Here is an 18,927-nt window from a genome sequence, read left to right as displayed (position 1 = left end):
GAGAGCCCGAGCATGCGAATTTCCACCATCCAGGCCTACAACAACTCCGTCAGCGGCTTGCAGCGCAACTACTCCAACGTCACCACGACCCAGGAGCAGATCAGCACCGGCAAACGCCTGCTCACCCCGGCCGACGACCCGGTCGCCTCGGTGCGCCTGCTGCAGCTCAGCCAGGAACAGGCGCTCAACGACCAGTACAAGAGCAACATCACCGCGGCGAAGAACAGCTTGAACTCCGAGGAGTCGATTCTCGACTCGGTCGGTACGGTCATTCATCGCATCCGCGAAATCGCCGTGCAAGCTGGCAACGGCGCCCTCGACTCCTCCGACAAGAACGCCCTGGCCACCGAACTGGCTCAGCGCGAGGACGAGCTGCTCAGCCTGCTCAACAGCAAGGACGCCAGCGGTAAGTACCTGTTCTCCGGTTCGCAGGGCGAGAAGCAACCGTTCGTGCGTAACGCGGACGGCAGCTACACCTATCAGGGTGACGAAGGCCAGCGGCAGCTGCAGATTTCCAGCAGCACGCTCGTGCCGATTAGCGACAGCGGCAAGGAGTTGTTCGAGAACGTCTTCAACGCCAACCGGGTAACGACCGTGCAGCCGGCGACCAATACCGGCAGCGGGCGTATTTCCGTGGGCCAGGTGGAAGACAAGGCTGCCTACGATTCGACCTTCCCATCCAGCTCGCCGCCGGCCGCCACTGATGGGATTGGTATCCGCTTCCTCGACAATAAGAACTACGAGGTCTACGAGCTCAGTGATCCGGCGCTGCCTGGGTCGTACACGCCGCGGGCGAGCGGCGCGATCGACGAGAACACGCAGACCAATGACTTCATCCGCTATGGCGGGGTCAAGGTGCAGCTCGACGGTACGCCGGCAACGGGCGACACCTTCACCATCAATCGCGATCCGAGCCAAGAGAAGAAAGGTTTGCTCAATGTGGTTGCTGACCTGCGCGTGGCGCTGAGCACCGCAGCCGATGATCAGGAAGGCAGCTATGCAATCCGCGACGCCACGGGCGTGGCGCTGAGCAATCTCGACGCAGTCAGTACCCAGATGCTGACGGGCCAAGGGCGCGTCGGTGCACGACTGAACACCCTCGAGTCCACGGAGACCTTCATCGACGACGTCAAATTGGTCAACATCGGCGTGATGTCGGACCTGGAAGACCTTGACTATGCAGAGGCCCTGTCGCGTTTGTCGCTGCAGTCAACCGTGCTGCAGGCGGCACAGCAAAGTTATGTGAAGATCAGCGGCCTCAATCTGTTCAGCCTGATGCGCTAACGGTTTGCAGAGCGGCTTAGCAAATGGCCCACGTTGGTCGCCTATGTACATACGTCACGGATTCTGAGAATTGATGAAATTGGGCACGCAGGAAAATACCGAGTGGGTGGTTGATCTCTTCCGTGGGCAGGCGCGACTGGCCTTCGAGGAAGGCGATTACACCCGCATCCAGCAGTGCTGCGATCAGCTGCTGACCTATGTGCCGGACGACCTCGAGGCTTGGCAGTTGCTCGGCGAAGCGGCGCTTGCCAGCCAGGACTACGCCACTGCAGTACGCAGCTACGAGCAGCTGCTCGACCTTCAGCCACAGGAACCGGCCTATGCCGTGCAGCTGGGCAAGGTGTTTGTCCAGCTCAAAGCTTGGGACGCGGCGGCCGCGGCCCTGCGCCAAGCGCTGCAGTTGGCTCCCGGTGACGAGCAGGCGGTCCATTTTCTCGCCCTGGTCGAACGCATGCGGGCGATTCGTGACCTGCTCGACCAGAGCGCGCCACCGGTCCCGGGGCGTAACGACCCGTGCAGCTGTGGCAGCGGCCAGAAGTACAAGAAGTGCTGCCTGCAAAAGAGCACCGACGACACCTGGCGCCAGCTACTCGCCGAGGCCGCACAGGCCGAGGACTGGCTGGGCGTGTTGGCGGCTGTCGGTCAGCAACAGACGGTGACCGCGGAAAGCCGTCGTGCCGAGGCCGTGGCGCAATTTCACCTGGGCCGCCGGCACCTGGCACGGCCGCTGATTGAGGCCAGCCTGGAAGGCTTCGCTACGGACACCGAGCTGCTAGCCATGTACGGCGACCTGCTGCTCGATGACAACAACCTAGTCAAGAGCGAAGCGCTGGCCCGCCAGGCACTGGGCCTGGACTCGCGGCACTGGCGCGCCCGTCTATTGCTTGCGGTCTGTCAGATACGCCGTAGCGAGCATGCCCAGGCCGAGCAGACTCTGCGCGAACTAGTTGAGCTGGTGCCCGAATGCCGGCCTGGCTGGGAGCGTCTCAGCGACCTGCTGTGGACCCAGGGCCGCGGCGAAGAGGCGGTGGAGGAACTGGAACGCTGGACCCGCCGTGAGCCAGGGAATCCCGATGCCTGGTTCCGCCTCGGCTTTCTCAAAATCCGCCAGGAGCGCAGTGCGCAGGAGGCCGCGCTGGCCTTCGAGCAGGCCTTGGCTCTCAAGCCCGATCACCACGAGGCGTTGTGCTGGCTGGGCCACTGCCGGCGTTTCGGCGGCGATCTGCAGGGAGGGCAGCAACTGATCCTGCAGGGCCTGCAGCTCAAGTCCGACTACGCCATGGGCTGGGATCTGCTCGGTCAGCTGTACCATCAGCATGGCCAGCAGTACGAGGCGAAGAGTTGCTTCAACCGCATGCTAGCGGTCAATCCGTACCGCTCCGAAGCCTGGGATAATCTCGGCAACGTGTTCATGACCCTGGCCCAGATGGACGTGGCAGAGCGCTACGAGCGCCAGGCGCTACGCCTGAACGGCCGTAACGTATCCGCCTGGAACAACCTCGGTGGCATCCTCAATGCCGCGCGGCGCATCAGTGAGGCCATGGAGTGTTTTCAGACTGCCAGTCGCTTGGATCCACGAGCCATTGATCCCAAGGTCAACTACGGGACCGTGCTGTCCAGCTTCGCCCGTTTCGACGAAGCGATCGAAATGCTTGAGCCGCTATGCGAGCATAATCAGACCGCTCGCTCGAACGTCCTGTTCGTGGTCAACTGTCACCCCGACTGGTCCGGTGAGCGCATCTACCGCTTCTACCGCGAACAGATCGCTCCGCATTTCCCGGCGCGCCAGTATTTCGCCTACGCCAACGAGCGCAGTCCGGCCCGCCGCCTGCGGGTGGGCTACATCTCGCCGGATTTCCGCGATCATGTGGTCAGTCACTTCTTCCGTCCGCTGCTGAACAACCACGATGCCAGCCAGGTCGAGCTGTTCGCCTACTCAGAGGTGCGCCGCGAAGATGGCATCACCGCGCAGATCAAGGAACGCTTCGATCATTGGCGCTCCACCGTCGGTTTGAGCGATCAGCAGCTCGCCGAACAGATCCGCGCCGATGGCATCGACATCCTCGTCGACCTCGCCGGTTATACCGAGCACAACCGCATGGCCACCTTTGCCCTGAAGCCGGCACCGGTGCAGGTGATGTACTGGATCGGCATCGGTTACACCTCCGGGCTCGACAGCATGGATTACTTCCTCGCCGACGACGAACTGGCGCCGGAAGGCAGCGAGGCGGTGTTCGCCGAAACGCCCTGGCGCCTGCCGTGCCCGTCGATCGCCTACCAGGCGCGGTCAGACATGCCGGAAATCAACGCACTGCCGGCGCGGCGCAATGGTTACATCACCTTCGGCTCGCTGACCCGTTCGATCCGCCTCAACCACAAGGTGGTGCGTGCTTGGGCCGAACTGCTGAATCGGGTGCCCGATTCACGCCTGCTGCTCAACAGTGCGCAGTTCGACGATGCCGGCGTGCGCGAGCACTTCGCCGCCGAGTTCGCCCGTCACGGCATCGCCCGCGAGCGCCTGGAGATGGCCTACACCTCGCCGCCCTGGTCGGTGCTGGCGCAGACCGACGTCACCCTCGACTGCTTCCCGCACAACTCCGGGACCACCTTGTTCGAGAGCCTGTGGATGGGCTTGCCCTACGTCACCCTGCGCGATCGTCCCTCCATGGGCCGCATCGGTTCTGAGATCCTCCGCGGCCTGGGCCGAGAGGAGTGGATTGCCGACTCCGAAGCGGAGTACATCGACAAGCTGGTGGCCCTGGCCAGTGACATCGGCGCGCTGGAGCGGATTCGCCTCGGCCTGCGTGAGGAAATGCGCCAGTCGGACCTGTGCAACGGGCCGTTGCTCGCCGGGCGCGTCGAAGCCGCCTACCGCGGCATGTGGCAACGCTATTGCGAACAAGGAAACGAGGCATGAAAGCAGTCATCCTGGCCGGCGGCCTGGGTACCCGGATCAGCGAGGAGTCGCACCTCAAGCCCAAGCCGATGATCGAGATCGGCGGCAAGCCGATCCTCTGGCACATCATGAAGAGCTACTCGGCCCATGGCATCCACGACTTCGTGATCTGTCTGGGCTACAAGGGCTACGCGATCAAGGACTTCTTCGCCAACTACTTCCTACACACCTCGGATGTCACCTTCGACATGCAGAAGAACCGCATGGAAGTGCACCAGAACTACAGCGACCCCTGGCGGGTGACCCTGGTCGATACCGGCGAGGAGACCATGACCGGCGGCCGCCTGAAGCGCGTCGGTCGCTACCTGGAAGACGAGGAAGCCTTCTGCTTCACCTATGGCGACGGCGTCTCCGACCTCAACATCGGCGCCCTGGTCGACTTCCACCGTCAGCACGGCAAGCTCGCCACGGTCACCGCGGTGCAGCCGCCGGGCCGTTACGGCGCGCTCGACCGGGTCGGTGACCGGGTGGCGGGCTTCGTCGAGAAGCCGCGCGGTGACGGTGGCTGGATCAATGGCGGCTTCTTCGTGCTGTCGCCCAAGGTGCTGCCCTACATCGCCGAGGACAGCACGCCCTGGGAAGTCCAACCGCTGACCCGTTTGGCCCATGAAGAGCAGCTGATGGCCTTCGAGCACAACGGCTTCTGGCATCCGATGGATACCCTGCGCGACAAGAACTACCTCGAGCAGCTGTGGCAGACCGGGGAGGCGCCGTGGAAGCAGTGGCGCTGAACCCTGAGTTCTGGCGCGGCAAGCGCATACTGCTGACCGGCCACAGCGGCTTCAAGGGTGGCTGGCTGACGCTGTGGCTACAAAGCTGGGGCGCACAGGTCAGCGGCTTCGCATTGGCCCCTGCAACCTCGCCCAGCCTGTTCGACTTGGCTCGAGTGGGCAAGGGCATCGATAGCCACATTGGTGATTTGTGCGACTTGTCGGCTGTGCAGCGCGTGATGGCGGAGGTACGTCCCGAGATCGTCCTGCACCTGGCGGCGCAGCCGCTGGTGCGCGAAGGCTATCGCGATCCAATTGGCACCTATGCCAGCAATGTGATGGGCACCTTGCATGTGCTGGAAACGATCCGCCAAGTCGGTGGGGTGCGCGCCTGCGTAGTGGTGACCACCGACAAGGTCTACGCCAATCAGGAATGGCAGTGGCCCTATCGTGAGAACGAAGCCCTTGGCGGCCACGATCCTTACAGCAGCAGCAAGGCTTGCTGCGAGCTGGTTGCCCAGTCCTTTGCCGCATCCTATTTCCCGGCGACGCGCTATGCCGAACACGGCCTGGCGCTGGCTACCGCGCGCGCGGGCAATGTGCTCGGTGGTGGCGATTTTGCGGCTGATCGGCTGGTCCCCGATGTGTTGGCCGCCTGGTCGCGCGGCGAGCCGGTGACCCTGCGCTATCCGCAAGCCGTGCGGCCTTGGCAGCATGCTCTGGAGCCGTTGGCGGGTTATCTGCAACTGGCCCAGGGCCTGTATGAGCAGGGCACTGCGGTGGCCGGGGCGTGGAATTTCGGTCCCGCTGATACCGACATGTGCAGCGTCGGCGAAGTGGTCGAGCGCCTCGCGGCGCGTTGGCCGCAAGCGCCGGGTTTACAGATCGAACCGAGCGAACTGCATGAGGCCGGCCTGCTGCGCCTGGACAGCAGTCGCGCCCGTCAGCTGTTGGGCTGGCGGCCGTGCTGGTCGCTGGACCAATGCCTGCAACAGACCCTGGATTGGCACCTGGCCTGGCAGCGCGGCGAAGACATGCGCGCGGTGACCCAGGCGCAGCTCGCGGCCTACTGGAGCCGTGCATGAGCGATCTGCGTTTGCATGAGCTGCCGCTGGTCGGCCTGTTCGCCCTTGAGCACAAAGTGCATGGCGATGAACGCGGTCGTTTTGCCCGGCTGTTCTGCGCCGGCAGCCTGGCGGCGTGCGGCCAGCCCTTGGCGATCCGCCAGATCAATCATTCCATCAGCCGCCAGCGCGGCACGGTGCGCGGCCTGCATTTCCAGCGTCCACCGCACAGCGAAGCCAAGTTGATCACCTGCCTGCGCGGCGCCGTTTGGGATGTCGCGGTGGATGTGCGTGCCGGCTCGCCGACCTTCCTACACTGGCATGCCGAGCACCTGGAAGCTGGCGACGGGCGCAGTCTGTTGCTGCCACCGGGCTTCGCCCACGGCTTCCAGGCGCTCAGCGACGACGCCGAACTGCTCTACCTGCACAGCGCCGACTACAGCCCCGAATACGAGGCGGGTTTGTCCGTGCACGATCCGCGCTTGGCCATCGCCTGGCCGCTGCCGATCGAGAATCTATCGCCGCGCGATGCCAGCCATCCGCTGCTGAGTGACCAGTTTCAAGGAGTGCGTCTATGAATTGCCGAGGCTGCGGCTCGCCGTTGCATTTGCCGCTGATCGACCTAGGCACGGCGCCGCCTTCCAACGCCTACCTGACTGCCCAGCAACTCGATCAAGCCGAGCAGTGGGTACCGCTGCGGGTACTGGTGTGCGACAGCTGCTGGTTGGTGCAGACCGAGGATTACCGCGCAGCAGAAAGCCTGTTCGACGCCGAGTACGCCTACTTCAGTTCCTACTCCAGCAGTTGGCTAAGCCATGCCGAGCGCTACGTAGCGCAGATGGTCGAGCGCTTCGATCTGGGCGCGCAGAGCCGTGTGGTGGAAATCGCCGCCAACGATGGTTACCTGCTGCAATACGTCGCTCGTCGCGCCATTCCATGCCTGGGCATCGAGCCCACCGCCAGTACCGCAAGAGCGGCCCGCGAGAAAGGGCTGGAGATTCGCGAGGTGTTTTTCGGCGAGGCTAGTGCCAGGGTGCTGGTCGAGGAGGGCTGGAGCGCCGACCTGATGGCCGCCAACAACGTGTTGGCCCATGTGCCGGACATTAATGATTTTCTCAAGGGCTTCGCCGCACTACTCAAGCCGACTGGCGTGGCGACCTTCGAGTTTCCGCATCTGTTGCGGTTGATGGCCGAGCATCAGTTCGACACGCTCTATCACGAGCACTATTCCTACCTGTCGTTGATTGCCGTGCAGAGTCTCTGCACGCGTAACGGCTTGGCCATTTTCGATGTCGAGGAGCTGCCGACCCACGGTGGTTCGTTGCGTGTCTTTGTCCAGCGTACGGATGGCGCACGTGCGGTTACTCCGGCAGTCCCCGCGTTGTTGGCCAGCGAGAAGGCGGCAGGTGTCGAAACCGCTGCCTATTACGCCAGCCTGGCGCCGGCCGCCGAGCGCATCAGGCATGAGCTGCTGCGTTTCCTGCTGCAGGCCAAGGCCGAAGGCAAGCGTGTGGTGGCCTATGGCGCAGCAGCCAAGGGCAACACCTTGCTGAACTTTGCCGGTGTGCGGTCCGACTTGCTGGCCTGGGTGGCCGACGCCAACCCGCACAAGCAGGGCAAGTTCTTGCCGGGCAGCCGCATTCCCATCGTCGCGCCGGCGCGGATCGCCGAGGAACGTCCCGATTATCTGCTCGTGCTGCCGTGGAACCTGCTCACCGAGGTGCGTCAGCAGCAGGCGCGGATCAGCGCCTGGGGTGGCCGTTTCGTAGTCGCCGTGCCGACGCTGCAAGTGCTCTGAGGAGATCACCATGACCCTGGCCTTGCACCCCGACGCGCGCATTTCCGCGCTGGCCGACATCGAGGACTCCATGCGGGGCAGCCTGATTCAGGTCGGCGCCGGCTCGCTGATCGACAGCTTCGTCAAGATCAAGCCGGCCGGCGGCAGCGGCGATCTGTTGATCGGCGAGCGCACCGTTATCAATTCCTGCTGCGTGCTCTATACCGGCAACGGCATCCGCATCGGCAATGACGTGGCGATTGCCGCCAACTGCGTGTTCGCCCCTGTCAATCATGAGTACCGCTCGCGCGACCAGCTGATCCGCGAGCAGCGATTCCGGCCGAGCAAGGGCGGCATCTTCATCGAGGATGACGTGTGGATCGGTGCCGGCTGCGTGATTCTCGACGGAGCCATCCTGCGCAAGGGCTGCGTGATCGGCGCTATGTCGCTGGTGCGCGGTGAGGTGCCGGCCTACAGCGTCAACGCCGGCAACCCGTTGCAGCTAATGGGCTGGCGCGAGTGAGCCGCTTCACCGTGCTCGGCGCCGGCGGTTTCGTCGGCGCCCATCTGGTCGAGCATTTGCGTCGCCAGGGGCACGAGGTGTACGCGCCGGACCGGCATGATGACAGCTGGCTGGAGCAAGACCTCGGCCTGGTCTGCTACTGCATCGGCCTGACCAACGACTATTACGCGCGCCCCTTTGCCACCGTCGAGGCGCACGTGTCGTTGCTGGCCCGGCTGCTGCAACAGGGCCGCTTCCAGCGCCTGGTCTACCTATCGTCGACTCGCCTGTACGATTCGCTGCTGGCAGCGGTGGGCGAGGAGGCGGCCAGCCTCCAGCTCGACCCGGTCAGCCCGCGCCATCTCTACGACCTGTCCAAGGCGCTGGGCGAGAACCTTTGCCTGACCCAAGCGGGTGGCCGTGCCTGTGTGGCGCGGTTGTCGTGCGTGTACAGCGACACGCTGGAGGAGGGCGGCTTCCTCGCCCAGGTGCTGCCGCCGGCCGCCGCCGGGCAGGACCTGACCCTCGACAGCTCGCCGCATTTCGCCCGTGACTATGTGCATATCGAGGATGTGGTGAGCCTGCTGCAGGCCCTTCTGCAAGGCGCAGAGCCGGCGATCTACAACCTCGCGGCCGGCAGCAACACCAGCAACGGCGAACTGTTCGCCGCGCTGCAGGCGCTCACCGGCGTGCACGTCAGTTGCACGCGGCAAGAGTGTCAGCCTGCGCCGCGCATCTCGATCGACAAGGCCGCGCAGGCCTTCGGCTTCCAGCCGAAGTCGCTGCTGGAGCGCTTGCCGATCATCCTCGAGACATTGAAAGCGAGGCACCATGGAGCTTAAAGCAACCGATCGCAGCGGCCTGCTGACCTACCTGTGTCGGCAACTGGAGGCCTTCTTCCCCGATGGCCAGGACGTGCGCGGGGAACTCGATCGTTATCTCGACCAGGGCCTTGCCCGCGTGCGCCACTGCATCAACGGTGTGCGAATCTGGCGGCCGGAGTCGTTCGACTACCTGCACTCGAGCCAGTACACGCTGTTTCTCTATTACCTGGCCAACTCGATCTGGCGCGACGGCGGCGATCTGCGGCTGTGCACCAAGCTGTTCTATCTGAACAAGACGCTCAATGGCATCGACCTGTTCTACGAGATCGCCATGCCCAAGGTGTTCTTTATCGGCCATTCGGTGGGCATCGTGCTGGCCAAGGCCACCTACGGCGAATACCTGGTGCTCTACCAGAACTCCACGGTCGGCAAGAACCATGGCGTTGCCCCGGTACTGGGTGATGGCGTCATCCTCTATCCGAACACCGCGGTGATCGGTCGCTCGACCCTCGGCCCGCGCAGCTACATCTCGCAGGGCGTCAGCGTCATCAACAGCGACACGCCCGGTGACTGCTATGTCTACCAGGGCGAGGCCGGTGGCCTGGTGATCAAGCCGCCCAAGCACGACATCCTCAGCGACTTCTTCCGCCTGTAAGTAAGCCCTGCGCGCGGTCCCGCTGACTGCGCCATGCCCCGACGGTTTTGCCGTTTCTTTCGTAAAGCTCATTTTTTTGCGCCGACTGTCGACAAAATGATGGCCAGGAGCATCTCAGTGCGCTTGGTCGGGATTCACTAGTTGTTTGATTTAAAAGAAAAAATAGCGCTACAAAAAACTTGAAAAAAGTTGCCTAAAGTTGCGCGGGCCGGCGCCGATACAGAAATCGAATGCGAACTTTAAGGGTGCCTGGGCACTGCCCACCCAAGGTCGCAAGCTCAGGCAAATACGCTAGTCCTCGGAGGACACCATCATGGCCTTGACTGTCAATACCAACATTGCGTCCCTCAATACCCAACGCAACATGACCAACACGTCCAACGCGCTGAGCACCTCTCTGGAGCGACTGTCGACTGGTTCGCGCATCAACAGCGCTAAAGATGACGCTGCAGGTTTGCAGATTTCCAATCGCCTGAGCAGCCAGATCAGCGGCCTCAATGTGGCGACCCGCAACGCCAACGACGGTATCTCCCTGGCGCAGACCGCTGAAGGTGCGCTGCAGCAGTCCACCAGTATCCTGCAGCGTATGCGTGACCTGGCTCTGCAAGCAGCTAACGGCAGCAACGACGCTACTGACCGCACTGCCCTTCAAAAGGAAGTGGGCGCCCTGCAGAGCGAATTGACCCGTATCGCTGATACCACCACTTTTGGTGGTCGCAAGCTGCTTGACGGCTCCTTCGGCTCCACCGCGTTCCAGGTCGGCGCCAACGCCAACGAGACCATCGATGTGTCGCTGGGCAACGCCAAGGCCAGCAGCATCGGTGCCTTCATCTCCGACAAGGCTGGTACTGCCAGTAGCGGCTTCGGTACCGCTAGTTCGGCTGCTGCCACCGCCGCGATGACTGACCTAAAAGTTTCCGCCAACGGTAAGCAGTACAGTGTGGGTTCGATCGGTGCGAACGACACCGCCTCGGAAATCGTCAAGAAGGTCAATTCTGCCGGCTCGCCGGTCAAGGCCAGTGCTCGCACTGATGCGGTCATCACCAACACTGCGACAGTGGGTCGCTTCGACCTGAAGATCGAAGTGTCCGGCAGCAGCAGCGGCACCGTTGATTCGACTATCGATCTGAAGACTTTGACCGATTTCGACCAGGCCGTAGATGCCATCAACTCCAGCGGTGCCGGCATCTCCGCCAAGAAGAATACCGACGGTACCCTGGAGATCAGCTCTACCAGCGGTGCGACTCTGAAGATCACCGGCGCAGCCTATGACAGTGCTGGCGCCACCGTCGCCGGTACTAACATGACCATGCAGGTACGTACCGCAGAAGACGCCAACAACGACAACGTTGGCGACCTCAGCGCTGCGATCAATATCGGTGGTAGCGGCTCCACCGTTGGTTTTGCCAACGGCTCCATTAAGTTTAGCTCATCGGCCGCCTTCTCCATGTCTTCGGCGACTTCCGCCGCCAGCCTGGCCAAGGTCACCGGAGAAGCCGCGGGCGTGAAGACCACCGTCAGCGACGTCGACGTTTCCACCGCTTACGGCGCTCAGGATGCCATCAGCGTGATCGACGCCGCGATCGCCTACATCGACTCCCAGCGCTCGGATCTCGGTGCGGTACAGAACCGTTTCGACAACACCATCAACAACCTGCAGAACATTTCGGAGAACGCTTCGGCTGCTCGCAGCCGGATCAAGGACACCGATTACGCTGCAGAAACTGCCAATCTGTCGAAGCAGCAAGTACTGCAGCAAGCCGGTACTGCGATCCTCGCTCAGGCCAAGCAACTGCCGCAGGCTGTGCTGTCCCTCCTGCAGTAATCAGGCAGTATTGAGGTAACAACAAGGAGGAAGGGGTGACCCTTCCTCCTTTTCCTCTTGGGAGGTAGAAGATCATGGACATTTCAAAGTTGTCTTTGGGCTCGGCTCCGGTGTTTTCTGGACGAGAGTCCGCGCGTGCGAATGTTGTCGGGGGGGGGGGTGCTGAAGCGTCGTCTGCTTCGAAGTCTGTCCAGGATGCCGTTGATCCGGGCATGAAGGACAGCCTTGGCGCGGCGGTGGCGAATATGTCGTCCTTTGCCCAGAGCGTGCAGCGCAATCTCAACTTCAGCATCGATGATGCGAGTGGTGAGGTTGTGATCAAGGTAATGGATCGCGACTCTGGCGAGATGGTTCGGCAGATTCCCTCGGAGGACGCTTTGCGCTTGGCCGAGCAGCTGGAAGAATTGCGCAGTTTAATGTTCGAGGCGCGTGCGTGATGGCACGCTTCTTGTTGTAGTGCTGGTTATGCGCTGAACTGCGGTCGTTTAAGACGAATTATTGACGGGGGGTGGGCAATGGCAGGTATTACCGGTATCGGTTCCGGCATGAATATCGATAGCATGGTGACGGCCATGGTAACTGCCGAGCAAACCCCAAAGCAGAATCAGCTGAAGACGCTGGAAAACAAGACCACTACACAATTGACCAGCCTGGGGCAGCTCAAGGGGGCGATCAGTAGCCTGCAAACTGCGCTGGCTGAGTTAAACAGCCCGTCGAAGTTCCTCGCCCGTACCGCTGGGTCGTCGGACACTAAAGTCCTCACCGCCACGGCGAGCCAGAGTGCTCCTGCAGGGGCTTATCAGCTCAACGTGACTCAGTTGGCCGCCAGTAGCAAGGTTGCGCTGGCTGCTGTGCCATCGGGCGATGACAAGAAATTGTCTACCGGCACGCTGACGATCAACGTGGGCTCCACCAAGGCGGTGGAGGTCAAGGTCGACTCGACCAACAATACCCTCGCTGGTGTTCGAGATGCGATCAATAAAGCCGGCGGCGGGGTAACCGCCAGTATCGTTACCGACAACCAGGGCTCCCGCTTGGTGCTCGCCAGCAGCAAGGCGGGCGATGGTAACGACATTACCGTCGCAACCACTGTCGATGTTGCTGGCGGCGACATCTCGCTGGAGGAACTCGAGTTTTCTGGTGGTCTGACACCGCCCAATGTCGATGACTACTCCGGCGGGGCCGCAAGTGATGACTACAAGGCTGCTTTGCAAGCTTTCAATGACAGTGCCGATGGCAAGGCCATCACTAAAGCGCAAAGCGCAAAACTGACCATCGACGGCCTGAGCATTACCCGGGACTCGAACAGCATCACCGGGGCGATCGATGGACTCAGCATCGATCTGAAGAGCGTGGGTTCCAGCACGCTCACAGTTGCCAAGGACGAAGCGGGCGTCAAAGCCAATATACAAAAATTTGCGGATGCCTATAACACGCTGATTAGCTTCATTAATACCGAAACCAAGGTGACGGTGGTGAATGACACCAGTGCTCCAGTTGCCGGTGCGCTGGTTGGTGACAGTTCGGTGCGTTCGCTGGTTAACACGGTGCGCAACGAGCTGGTTGCGGTGCAAGGGGAAGGCACAGTGCGTGTTCTGGCAGATCTCGGCTTGACCTCGCAGAAAGACGGCACTTTGAGTGTCGATTCGACCAAGCTGGATAAGGCAGTCAAGAGCGACTTCGAGGGGGTCGCGGCGTACTTCACTGGTGACAAAGGCCTGGCTGCTCGTCTGGGTGATAAGCTGAAGGTATATACCGTCGGCGACGGCATTTTGGAGCAGCGAACCGACGCGCTCCAGGCGACGCTTGATAAGGTCGATAAGCAGAACGAAGACTTGGCAACACGCATGGCTGCACTCAGCGAGCGACTGTACAAGCAGTTCAACGCGATGGACGCTTTGGTTGGTCAGCTGAAAAGTACTAGCGATAGCCTGACCTCGTTGTTCGACAACATGCCGGGCTTCGTCAGCAGCAAGGACTGAACACGGCGAGCTTGAGCTTCCGTACCAAAATTCCCGTAAAGTTGCGCTCTTCGTTGCCGATACAAGTATCAGTAGCGATTAACGAGGAGCCCTGTCATGAACGCGATGCTGGCCATGAAGCAGTACCAACGAGTGAGTGTCCAAAGCGAAGTGTTCGAGGCCAGCCCGCACCGTCTGATCCAGATGTTGATGCAAGGTGGTCTTGAGCGTATCGCCCAGGCTCGTGGGGCCATCGAGCGCAATCTGGTGGCGGAAAAGGGCGAGCTGATCGGCAAGGCCATTTCCATTATCGGTGGTCTGCGCGAGCCGCTCGATCACGCAGTGGGTGGCGAGCTGTCGCAGAATCTCGACAAGCTATACGAGTACATGGTCATGCGCCTGCTCGAAGCCAATCGTCAGAGCGATATCGCTTGCCTCGACGAGGTCAGCGGGCTGCTGCGCGAAGTCAAATCGTCCTGGGACGCCATTGCGCCGGCGGCGTAATCCGAGGAGATATCCATGAGTGCCTCCATGCAGTTCCTCGAAGAGACCGGTAGCGCATTGCGTAACGCGTTGGCCAATCAGGACTGGGCCGCCATCGGCGAGTTGGACCTGCAATGCCGCCAGGCTGTGGAAGATGCCATGGTCGAGCCAGTGCGTGATGAAGAGCAGTTGCGCGCACGCATGGGCGAGCTGCTGGAGCTGTACCGTGAGTTGGTCGCCGTGTGCCAGGGCGAGCAGTCGCGTCTGGCCGGTGAATTGCTCCAGTTGAACCAGTCCCGACAAGGCGCCAAGGTCTATCAGCTGTTCGGTTGAAGGCCTCCCCAAGGCGACCCTCGAGGGTCGCCTTGGTCGTTTTTATTCCCTTATTTACGCATTGCCCCTTGGCGTTACTCGTCGGGATGTTCAGAATAATCACGCCATAAATTTGACTCTTCGGCGATTTTTGACTTTACTAGTGGCTAAATGATGGCGCTTTCCGGGGATTTCACCGGCGTGCTTGTTCCTTTCCTTCGCGAAAAAAGATCAGAGAACGATGTGGCGTGAAACCAAAATCCTGCTGATTGACGACAATAGCGAGCGCCGCCGGGACCTGGCGGTCATCCTGAATTTCCTGGGGGAAGAGCACATAGCCTGTGATTGCCGCGATTGGCGATCGGCGGTGCAGGATTTTTCCTCGTCGCGGGAAGTGCTCAGCGTGTTGCTGGGGGATGTGGACGCCAAGGGCGGCGTGCTGGAGCTTCTCAAACAACTGGCCACCTGGGACGACCAGCTGCCGATCCTGCTGATCGGTGAGTCGGCCGCACAGGATTGGCCGGAAGACCTGCGCCGCCGCGTACTGGCCAGCCTGGAAATGCCGCCCAGCTACAACAAGCTGCTCGATTCGCTGCACCGTGCCCAGGTCTATCGCGAGATGTACGACCAGGCTCGCGAGCGCGGTCGTTCACGCGAACCCAACCTGTTCCGCAGCCTGGTCGGCACCAGCCGAGCCATCGGCAACGTGCGGCAGATGATGCAGCAGGTCGCCGACACCGACGCCAGCGTGCTGATCCTCGGCGAGTCGGGGACCGGCAAGGAAGTGGTCGCGCGCAACCTGCACTACCACTCCAAGCGTCGCGATGCGCCATTCGTGCCGGTCAACTGCGGGGCGATTCCCGCGGAGCTGCTGGAGAGCGAACTGTTCGGCCACGAGAAGGGCGCTTTCACCGGGGCCATCACCAGCCGTGCCGGACGTTTCGAGCTGGCCAACGGCGGCACGCTGTTCCTCGACGAGATCGGCGACATGCCGCTGCCGATGCAGGTCAAGTTGCTGCGCGTGCTGCAGGAGCGCACCTTCGAGCGGGTCGGCAGCAACAAGACGCAGAGCGTCGACGTGCGCATCATCGCCGCCACGCACAAGAACCTCGAGCAGATGATCGAGACCGGGACCTTCCGCGAGGACCTGTACTACCGACTCAACGTGTTCCCCATCGAGATGGCGCCGCTGCGCGATCGCGTCGAGGACATCCCGCTGCTGCTCAACGAGCTGATTTCGCGGCTGGAAGTGGAGAAGCGCGGCTCGATCCGCTTCAACTCCGCAGCGATCATGTCGCTGTGCCGGCACGACTGGCCGGGCAACGTGCGCGAGCTGGCCAACCTGGTGGAGCGCATGGCGATCATGCATCCCTATGGGGTGATTGGCGTGTCCGAGTTGCCAAAGAAGTTCCGTCATGTCGACGACGAGGACGAGCAACTGGTCAGCATGCGCGACGAGTTGGAAGAGCGCTCGGTCATCGTTGCCGGTTCGCTGCCAGGGCTCAACGGCTCGGCGATGCTGCCGCCTGAGGGGCTCGACCTCAAGGACTACCTGGGTAACCTGGAGCAGGGCCTGATCCAGCAGGCACTCGATGACGCCAGTGGCGTGGTCGCGCGTGCCGCCGAGCGCCTGCGCATTCGTCGCACCACCCTGGTGGAGAAGATGCGCAAGTACGGCATGAGCCGCCGCGAAGACGAGCTCGAGCAGGACTGAGTGATACGGCTCAGCGGGTTGTCGGCGGCAAGCGCCGCAACCCGCTGACATAAAGCCGAAGTTTTGACGCCCAATCTCTAACCTACTGTTATTTAAGCCTAAAATTTTTAGGCACGGTGCTTGCTATGTCTCCGTCGACTCAACCGTTTCCTGACGGTTCGCGACAGAGAGAAGAGCATGAGCCACGTCGTCCGCCATCCCGCCGTATCCCTCGCTGGTGAATCCGCAGGCCCAGCCTCCGCGGAAGCGGGCAGCCGTGCCGGCTTGGAGCAGACCTTCGCGCTGTTCAGCCAGATGTCCAGCCAGATCAGCGAGTCGTACAACCTGATGGAGGCGCGGGTCGCCGAGCTGAAAGGGCAGCTGGCCCTGGTCAGCGCGCAGCGCATGCAGGAGCTGGCGGAGAAGGAGCGCCTCGCCCATCGCCTGCAGAGCCTGCTCGACCTGCTGCCCGGCGGCGTCATCGTCATCGACGGGCAGGGCGTGGTGCGCGAAGCCAACCCGGTGGCCGTGGGCCTGCTCGGCAAGCCGCTGGTGGGCATGCTCTGGCGCCAGGTGATCGCCCGTTGCTTCGCCCCGCGCGAAGACGACGGCCACGAAATCTCCCTCAAGGATGGCCGTCGGCTGTCCATCGCCACCCGTTCGCTGTCCGGCGAACCGGGTCAGTTGGTGTTGCTCAATGACCTGACGGAAACCCGCCGTCTGCAGGATCAGCTGGCGCGCAACGAGCGTCTGTCCGCGCTGGGGCGCATGGTCGCCTCGTTGGCTCACCAGATCCGCACGCCGCTGTCGGCGGCCATGCTGTATGCCGGCCACCTCAGCGAGCAGGTGCTGGAAGTCGAGCAGCAGCAGCGCTTCGCCGGACGCCTCAAGGAGCGCCTGCACGAGCTGGAACACCAGGTGCGCGACATGCTGGTGTTCGCCCGTGGCGACTTGCCGCTGCCGGATCGGCTGGCGCCGAAGGCGTTGCTCGACGCCGTGCGCGCCGCCGCCGAGCCGCACCTGGCCGGCATGCAGGTGCGCTGGCAGCTCGACGCCCATGATGGTGAGCTGCTGTGCAACCGCGACACCCTGGTCGGCACCGTGCTCAACCTGATCGACAACGCCATCCAGGCCGGCGGCCGCGAGGCGTCGCTGAAGGTGCATCTGTATCGCCGCGGCGACACGCTGCGCCTGTGCATCAGCGACAACGGTCCGGGCATCGACGCGGCGACTCTCGCGCGCCTTGGCGAACCGTTCTTCACCACCAAGACCACCGGAACCGGGCTCGGCCTGGCCGTGGTCAAGGCCGTGGCGCGTGCGCACCGCGGCGAGCTGCAGCTGCGCTCGCGGCCGGGGCGCGGCACCTGCGCCAGCCTGCTGCTGCCGCTGCTTCCCGCGGCGCGATTGATTCAGGAGTAACGCCGATGACCGCCAAGATTCTGCTGGTCGAAGACGACCGCGCGCTGCGCGAGGCGCTGGCCGACACCCTGTCGCTCGGCGGCCATCCCTACCTGGCAGTCGACTGCGCCGAGGCGGCGCTGGTCGCGCTGGAGCGCGAGTCGTTTGGACTGGTGGTCAGCGACGTCAACATGCCGGGCCTGGACGGCCATCAGCTGCTGGCCTGCATCCGCAAGCGTCAGCCGCAGCTGCCGATGCTGCTGATGACCGCGTTCGGCACCGTGGCCCGTGCGGTCGACGCGATTCGCCAGGGCGCCGCGGACTACCTGGTCAAACCCTTCGAACCCAAGGCGCTGCTCGACCTGGTCGCCCGCCATGCCCTCGGGCGCGTGGCAGCCAGCGAAGGCGACGGCCCGGTGGCGCGCGAAGCGGCCAGCTTGCAGTTGCTCGAACTGGCCGCCCGCGTGGCGCGCAGCGACTCGACTGTGTTGATCACCGGCGAGTCCGGCACCGGCAAGGAAGTGCTGGCGCGCTATATCCACCAGCAGTCGCCGCGCGCCGCGCAGCCGTTCATTGCGATCAATTGCGCGGCGATCCCCGACAACATGCTCGAGGCCACCCTGTTCGGCCACGAGAAGGGTGCCTTCACCGGCGCCATCAGCGCGCAGCCGGGCAAGTTCGAGTTGGCCGAGGGGGGCACCATCCTCCTCGACGAAGTCTCGGAAATGCCGCTGGGCCTGCAGGCCAAACTGCTGCGCGTGCTGCAGGAGCGCGAAGTCGAGCGCGTCGGCGCACGCAAGCCGATCAATCTGGATATCCGCGTGCTGGCCACCAGCAACCGCGACCTGGCCGGAGAAGTCGCCGCCGGGCGTTTCCGCGAAGACCTCTACTATCGCCTGTCGGTATTCCCGCTGGCCTGGCGTCCGCTGCGCGAGCGGCCCGCCGACATTCTGCCGCTGGCCGAGCGCCTGCTCGCCAAGCACGCCAAAAAAATGAATCAGAGTGGCGTGCGCTTGTCCGTCGAGGCGCAGCACTGCCTGGTCAGCCACGCCTGGCCGGGCAACGTGCGCGAGCTGGACAACGCCATCCAGCGCGCGCTGATCCTCCAGCAGGGTGGGCAGATTCAGGCGCTAGACCTGTGCCTCACCGCGCCGATCGGCCTGGCGCCGCTCAGTGTGGCGCCGGCGCCGGCAATGCCTGTGGCGGCGCAGTTCAGTGCGCCGGCGGAAGCTTCGGTCGGGGAGGAGAGCGGTCTCGGCGAAGACATGCGTCGCCTCGAGTACCAGAAGATCATCGACACCCTGCGTGCCGAGCGTGGTCGGCGCAAGGAAGCCGCCGAGCGCCTGGGCATCAGCCCGCGCACCCTGCGATACAAGCTGGCGCAGATGCGTGATGCCGGCATGGATGTCGAGGCCTACCTGTTCGCCAGCTGAGGCGAGGGCAGGGCGCGGCATTAACGAAAAAGCCCCGGCGTCGGTCCGGG

17 protein-coding genes are annotated in these 18,927 nt (G+C 62.9%); all 17 read left to right on the top strand.

The features are described 5' to 3' along the window. Positions 1-12: 12 nt before the first annotated feature. The 17 genes from flgL to fleR all read left to right on the top strand — a co-directional run bounded on the left by flgL (position 13) and on the right by fleR (position 18,877). Complete coding sequence (gene flgL, locus JQX08_RS02545) at positions 13-1,284, top strand: flagellar hook-associated protein FlgL (RefSeq protein WP_204914471.1); 1,272 nt, start codon at positions 13-15, stop codon at positions 1,282-1,284. 73 nt (positions 1,285-1,357) lie between these two features. Further along, positions 1,358-4,201 carry an O-linked N-acetylglucosamine transferase family protein gene (locus tag JQX08_RS02540; protein ID WP_204914470.1) on the top strand — a complete coding sequence of 948 codons (2,844 nt, stop codon included), beginning with the start codon at positions 1,358-1,360 and terminating at the stop codon, positions 4,199-4,201. Continuing rightward, positions 4,198-4,971, top strand: a complete 774-nt coding sequence (rfbF, locus tag JQX08_RS02535) for a glucose-1-phosphate cytidylyltransferase (protein ID WP_204914469.1) — start codon at positions 4,198-4,200, stop codon at positions 4,969-4,971. The genes JQX08_RS02540 and rfbF overlap by 4 nt, the downstream gene beginning before the upstream one ends. Further along, the gene (rfbG, locus tag JQX08_RS02530; protein WP_430472505.1) at positions 4,962-6,035 is read left to right on the top strand and encodes a CDP-glucose 4,6-dehydratase; all 1,074 of its coding nucleotides are present in this window, start codon (positions 4,962-4,964) and stop codon (positions 6,033-6,035) included. Before rfbF ends, rfbG begins: the two co-directional genes overlap by 10 nt. Continuing rightward, complete coding sequence (locus JQX08_RS02525) at positions 6,032-6,592, top strand: dTDP-4-dehydrorhamnose 3,5-epimerase family protein (protein WP_204914467.1); 561 nt, start codon at positions 6,032-6,034, stop codon at positions 6,590-6,592. The genes rfbG and JQX08_RS02525 overlap by 4 nt, the downstream gene beginning before the upstream one ends. Beyond that, a complete protein-coding gene (locus JQX08_RS02520) occupies positions 6,589-7,812 on the top strand; it encodes a class I SAM-dependent methyltransferase (RefSeq protein WP_204914466.1) in 1,224 nt (407 codons plus the stop codon). The genes JQX08_RS02525 and JQX08_RS02520 overlap by 4 nt, the downstream gene beginning before the upstream one ends. 10 nt (positions 7,813-7,822) lie before the next feature. Continuing rightward, the gene (locus JQX08_RS02515) at positions 7,823-8,314 is read left to right on the top strand and encodes an acyltransferase (protein ID WP_204914465.1); all 492 of its coding nucleotides are present in this window, start codon (positions 7,823-7,825) and stop codon (positions 8,312-8,314) included. Continuing rightward, positions 8,311-9,135 (top strand): NAD-dependent epimerase/dehydratase family protein, encoded by an 825-nt coding sequence (locus tag JQX08_RS02510; RefSeq protein WP_204914464.1) that lies wholly within the window; start codon positions 8,311-8,313, stop codon positions 9,133-9,135. The genes JQX08_RS02515 and JQX08_RS02510 overlap by 4 nt, the downstream gene beginning before the upstream one ends. After that, positions 9,125-9,772 (top strand): LbetaH domain-containing protein, encoded by a 648-nt coding sequence (locus JQX08_RS02505; RefSeq protein WP_204914462.1) that lies wholly within the window; start codon positions 9,125-9,127, stop codon positions 9,770-9,772. The genes JQX08_RS02510 and JQX08_RS02505 overlap by 11 nt, the downstream gene beginning before the upstream one ends. A 313-nt stretch (positions 9,773-10,085) precedes the next feature. Then, on the top strand, positions 10,086-11,597 hold the full coding sequence (locus tag JQX08_RS02500; protein WP_204914461.1) for a flagellin: 1,512 nt from the start codon (positions 10,086-10,088) through the stop codon (positions 11,595-11,597). 74 nt (positions 11,598-11,671) lie between these two features. Next, positions 11,672-12,034: a flagellar protein FlaG gene (locus JQX08_RS02495; protein ID WP_204914460.1), complete on the top strand. Its 363-nt coding sequence runs from the start codon at positions 11,672-11,674 to the stop codon at positions 12,032-12,034. A 78-nt stretch (positions 12,035-12,112) separates the two neighbouring features. Beyond that, the gene (fliD, locus tag JQX08_RS02490) at positions 12,113-13,579 is read left to right on the top strand and encodes a flagellar filament capping protein FliD (RefSeq protein WP_204914459.1); all 1,467 of its coding nucleotides are present in this window, start codon (positions 12,113-12,115) and stop codon (positions 13,577-13,579) included. A gap of 96 nt (positions 13,580-13,675) precedes the next feature. Beyond that, positions 13,676-14,062: a flagellar export chaperone FliS gene (fliS, locus tag JQX08_RS02485; protein WP_204914458.1), complete on the top strand. Its 387-nt coding sequence runs from the start codon at positions 13,676-13,678 to the stop codon at positions 14,060-14,062. 15 nt (positions 14,063-14,077) lie between these two features. Next, complete coding sequence (locus tag JQX08_RS02480; RefSeq protein WP_204914457.1) at positions 14,078-14,374, top strand: flagellar protein FliT; 297 nt, start codon at positions 14,078-14,080, stop codon at positions 14,372-14,374. A 220-nt stretch (positions 14,375-14,594) separates the two neighbouring features. Then, the gene (locus tag JQX08_RS02475; protein ID WP_204914455.1) at positions 14,595-16,067 is read left to right on the top strand and encodes a sigma-54 dependent transcriptional regulator; all 1,473 of its coding nucleotides are present in this window, start codon (positions 14,595-14,597) and stop codon (positions 16,065-16,067) included. A 177-nt stretch (positions 16,068-16,244) separates the two neighbouring features. Further along, a complete protein-coding gene (locus JQX08_RS02470) occupies positions 16,245-17,465 on the top strand; it encodes a sensor histidine kinase (protein WP_204914454.1) in 1,221 nt (406 codons plus the stop codon). 5 nt (positions 17,466-17,470) lie between these two features. Continuing rightward, positions 17,471-18,877 carry a sigma-54-dependent response regulator transcription factor FleR gene (fleR, locus tag JQX08_RS02465; RefSeq protein ID WP_204914452.1) on the top strand — a complete coding sequence of 469 codons (1,407 nt, stop codon included), beginning with the start codon at positions 17,471-17,473 and terminating at the stop codon, positions 18,875-18,877. Positions 18,878-18,927: the final 50 nt, after the last annotated feature.

It is taken from the genome of Zestomonas insulae (assembly GCF_016901015.1).
GTDB lineage: Bacteria > Pseudomonadota > Gammaproteobacteria > Pseudomonadales > Pseudomonadaceae > Aquipseudomonas > Aquipseudomonas insulae.
The sequence above is the reverse complement of the archived record's forward strand: the minus strand, read 5'-3'. Positions and strand labels throughout refer to the sequence as shown.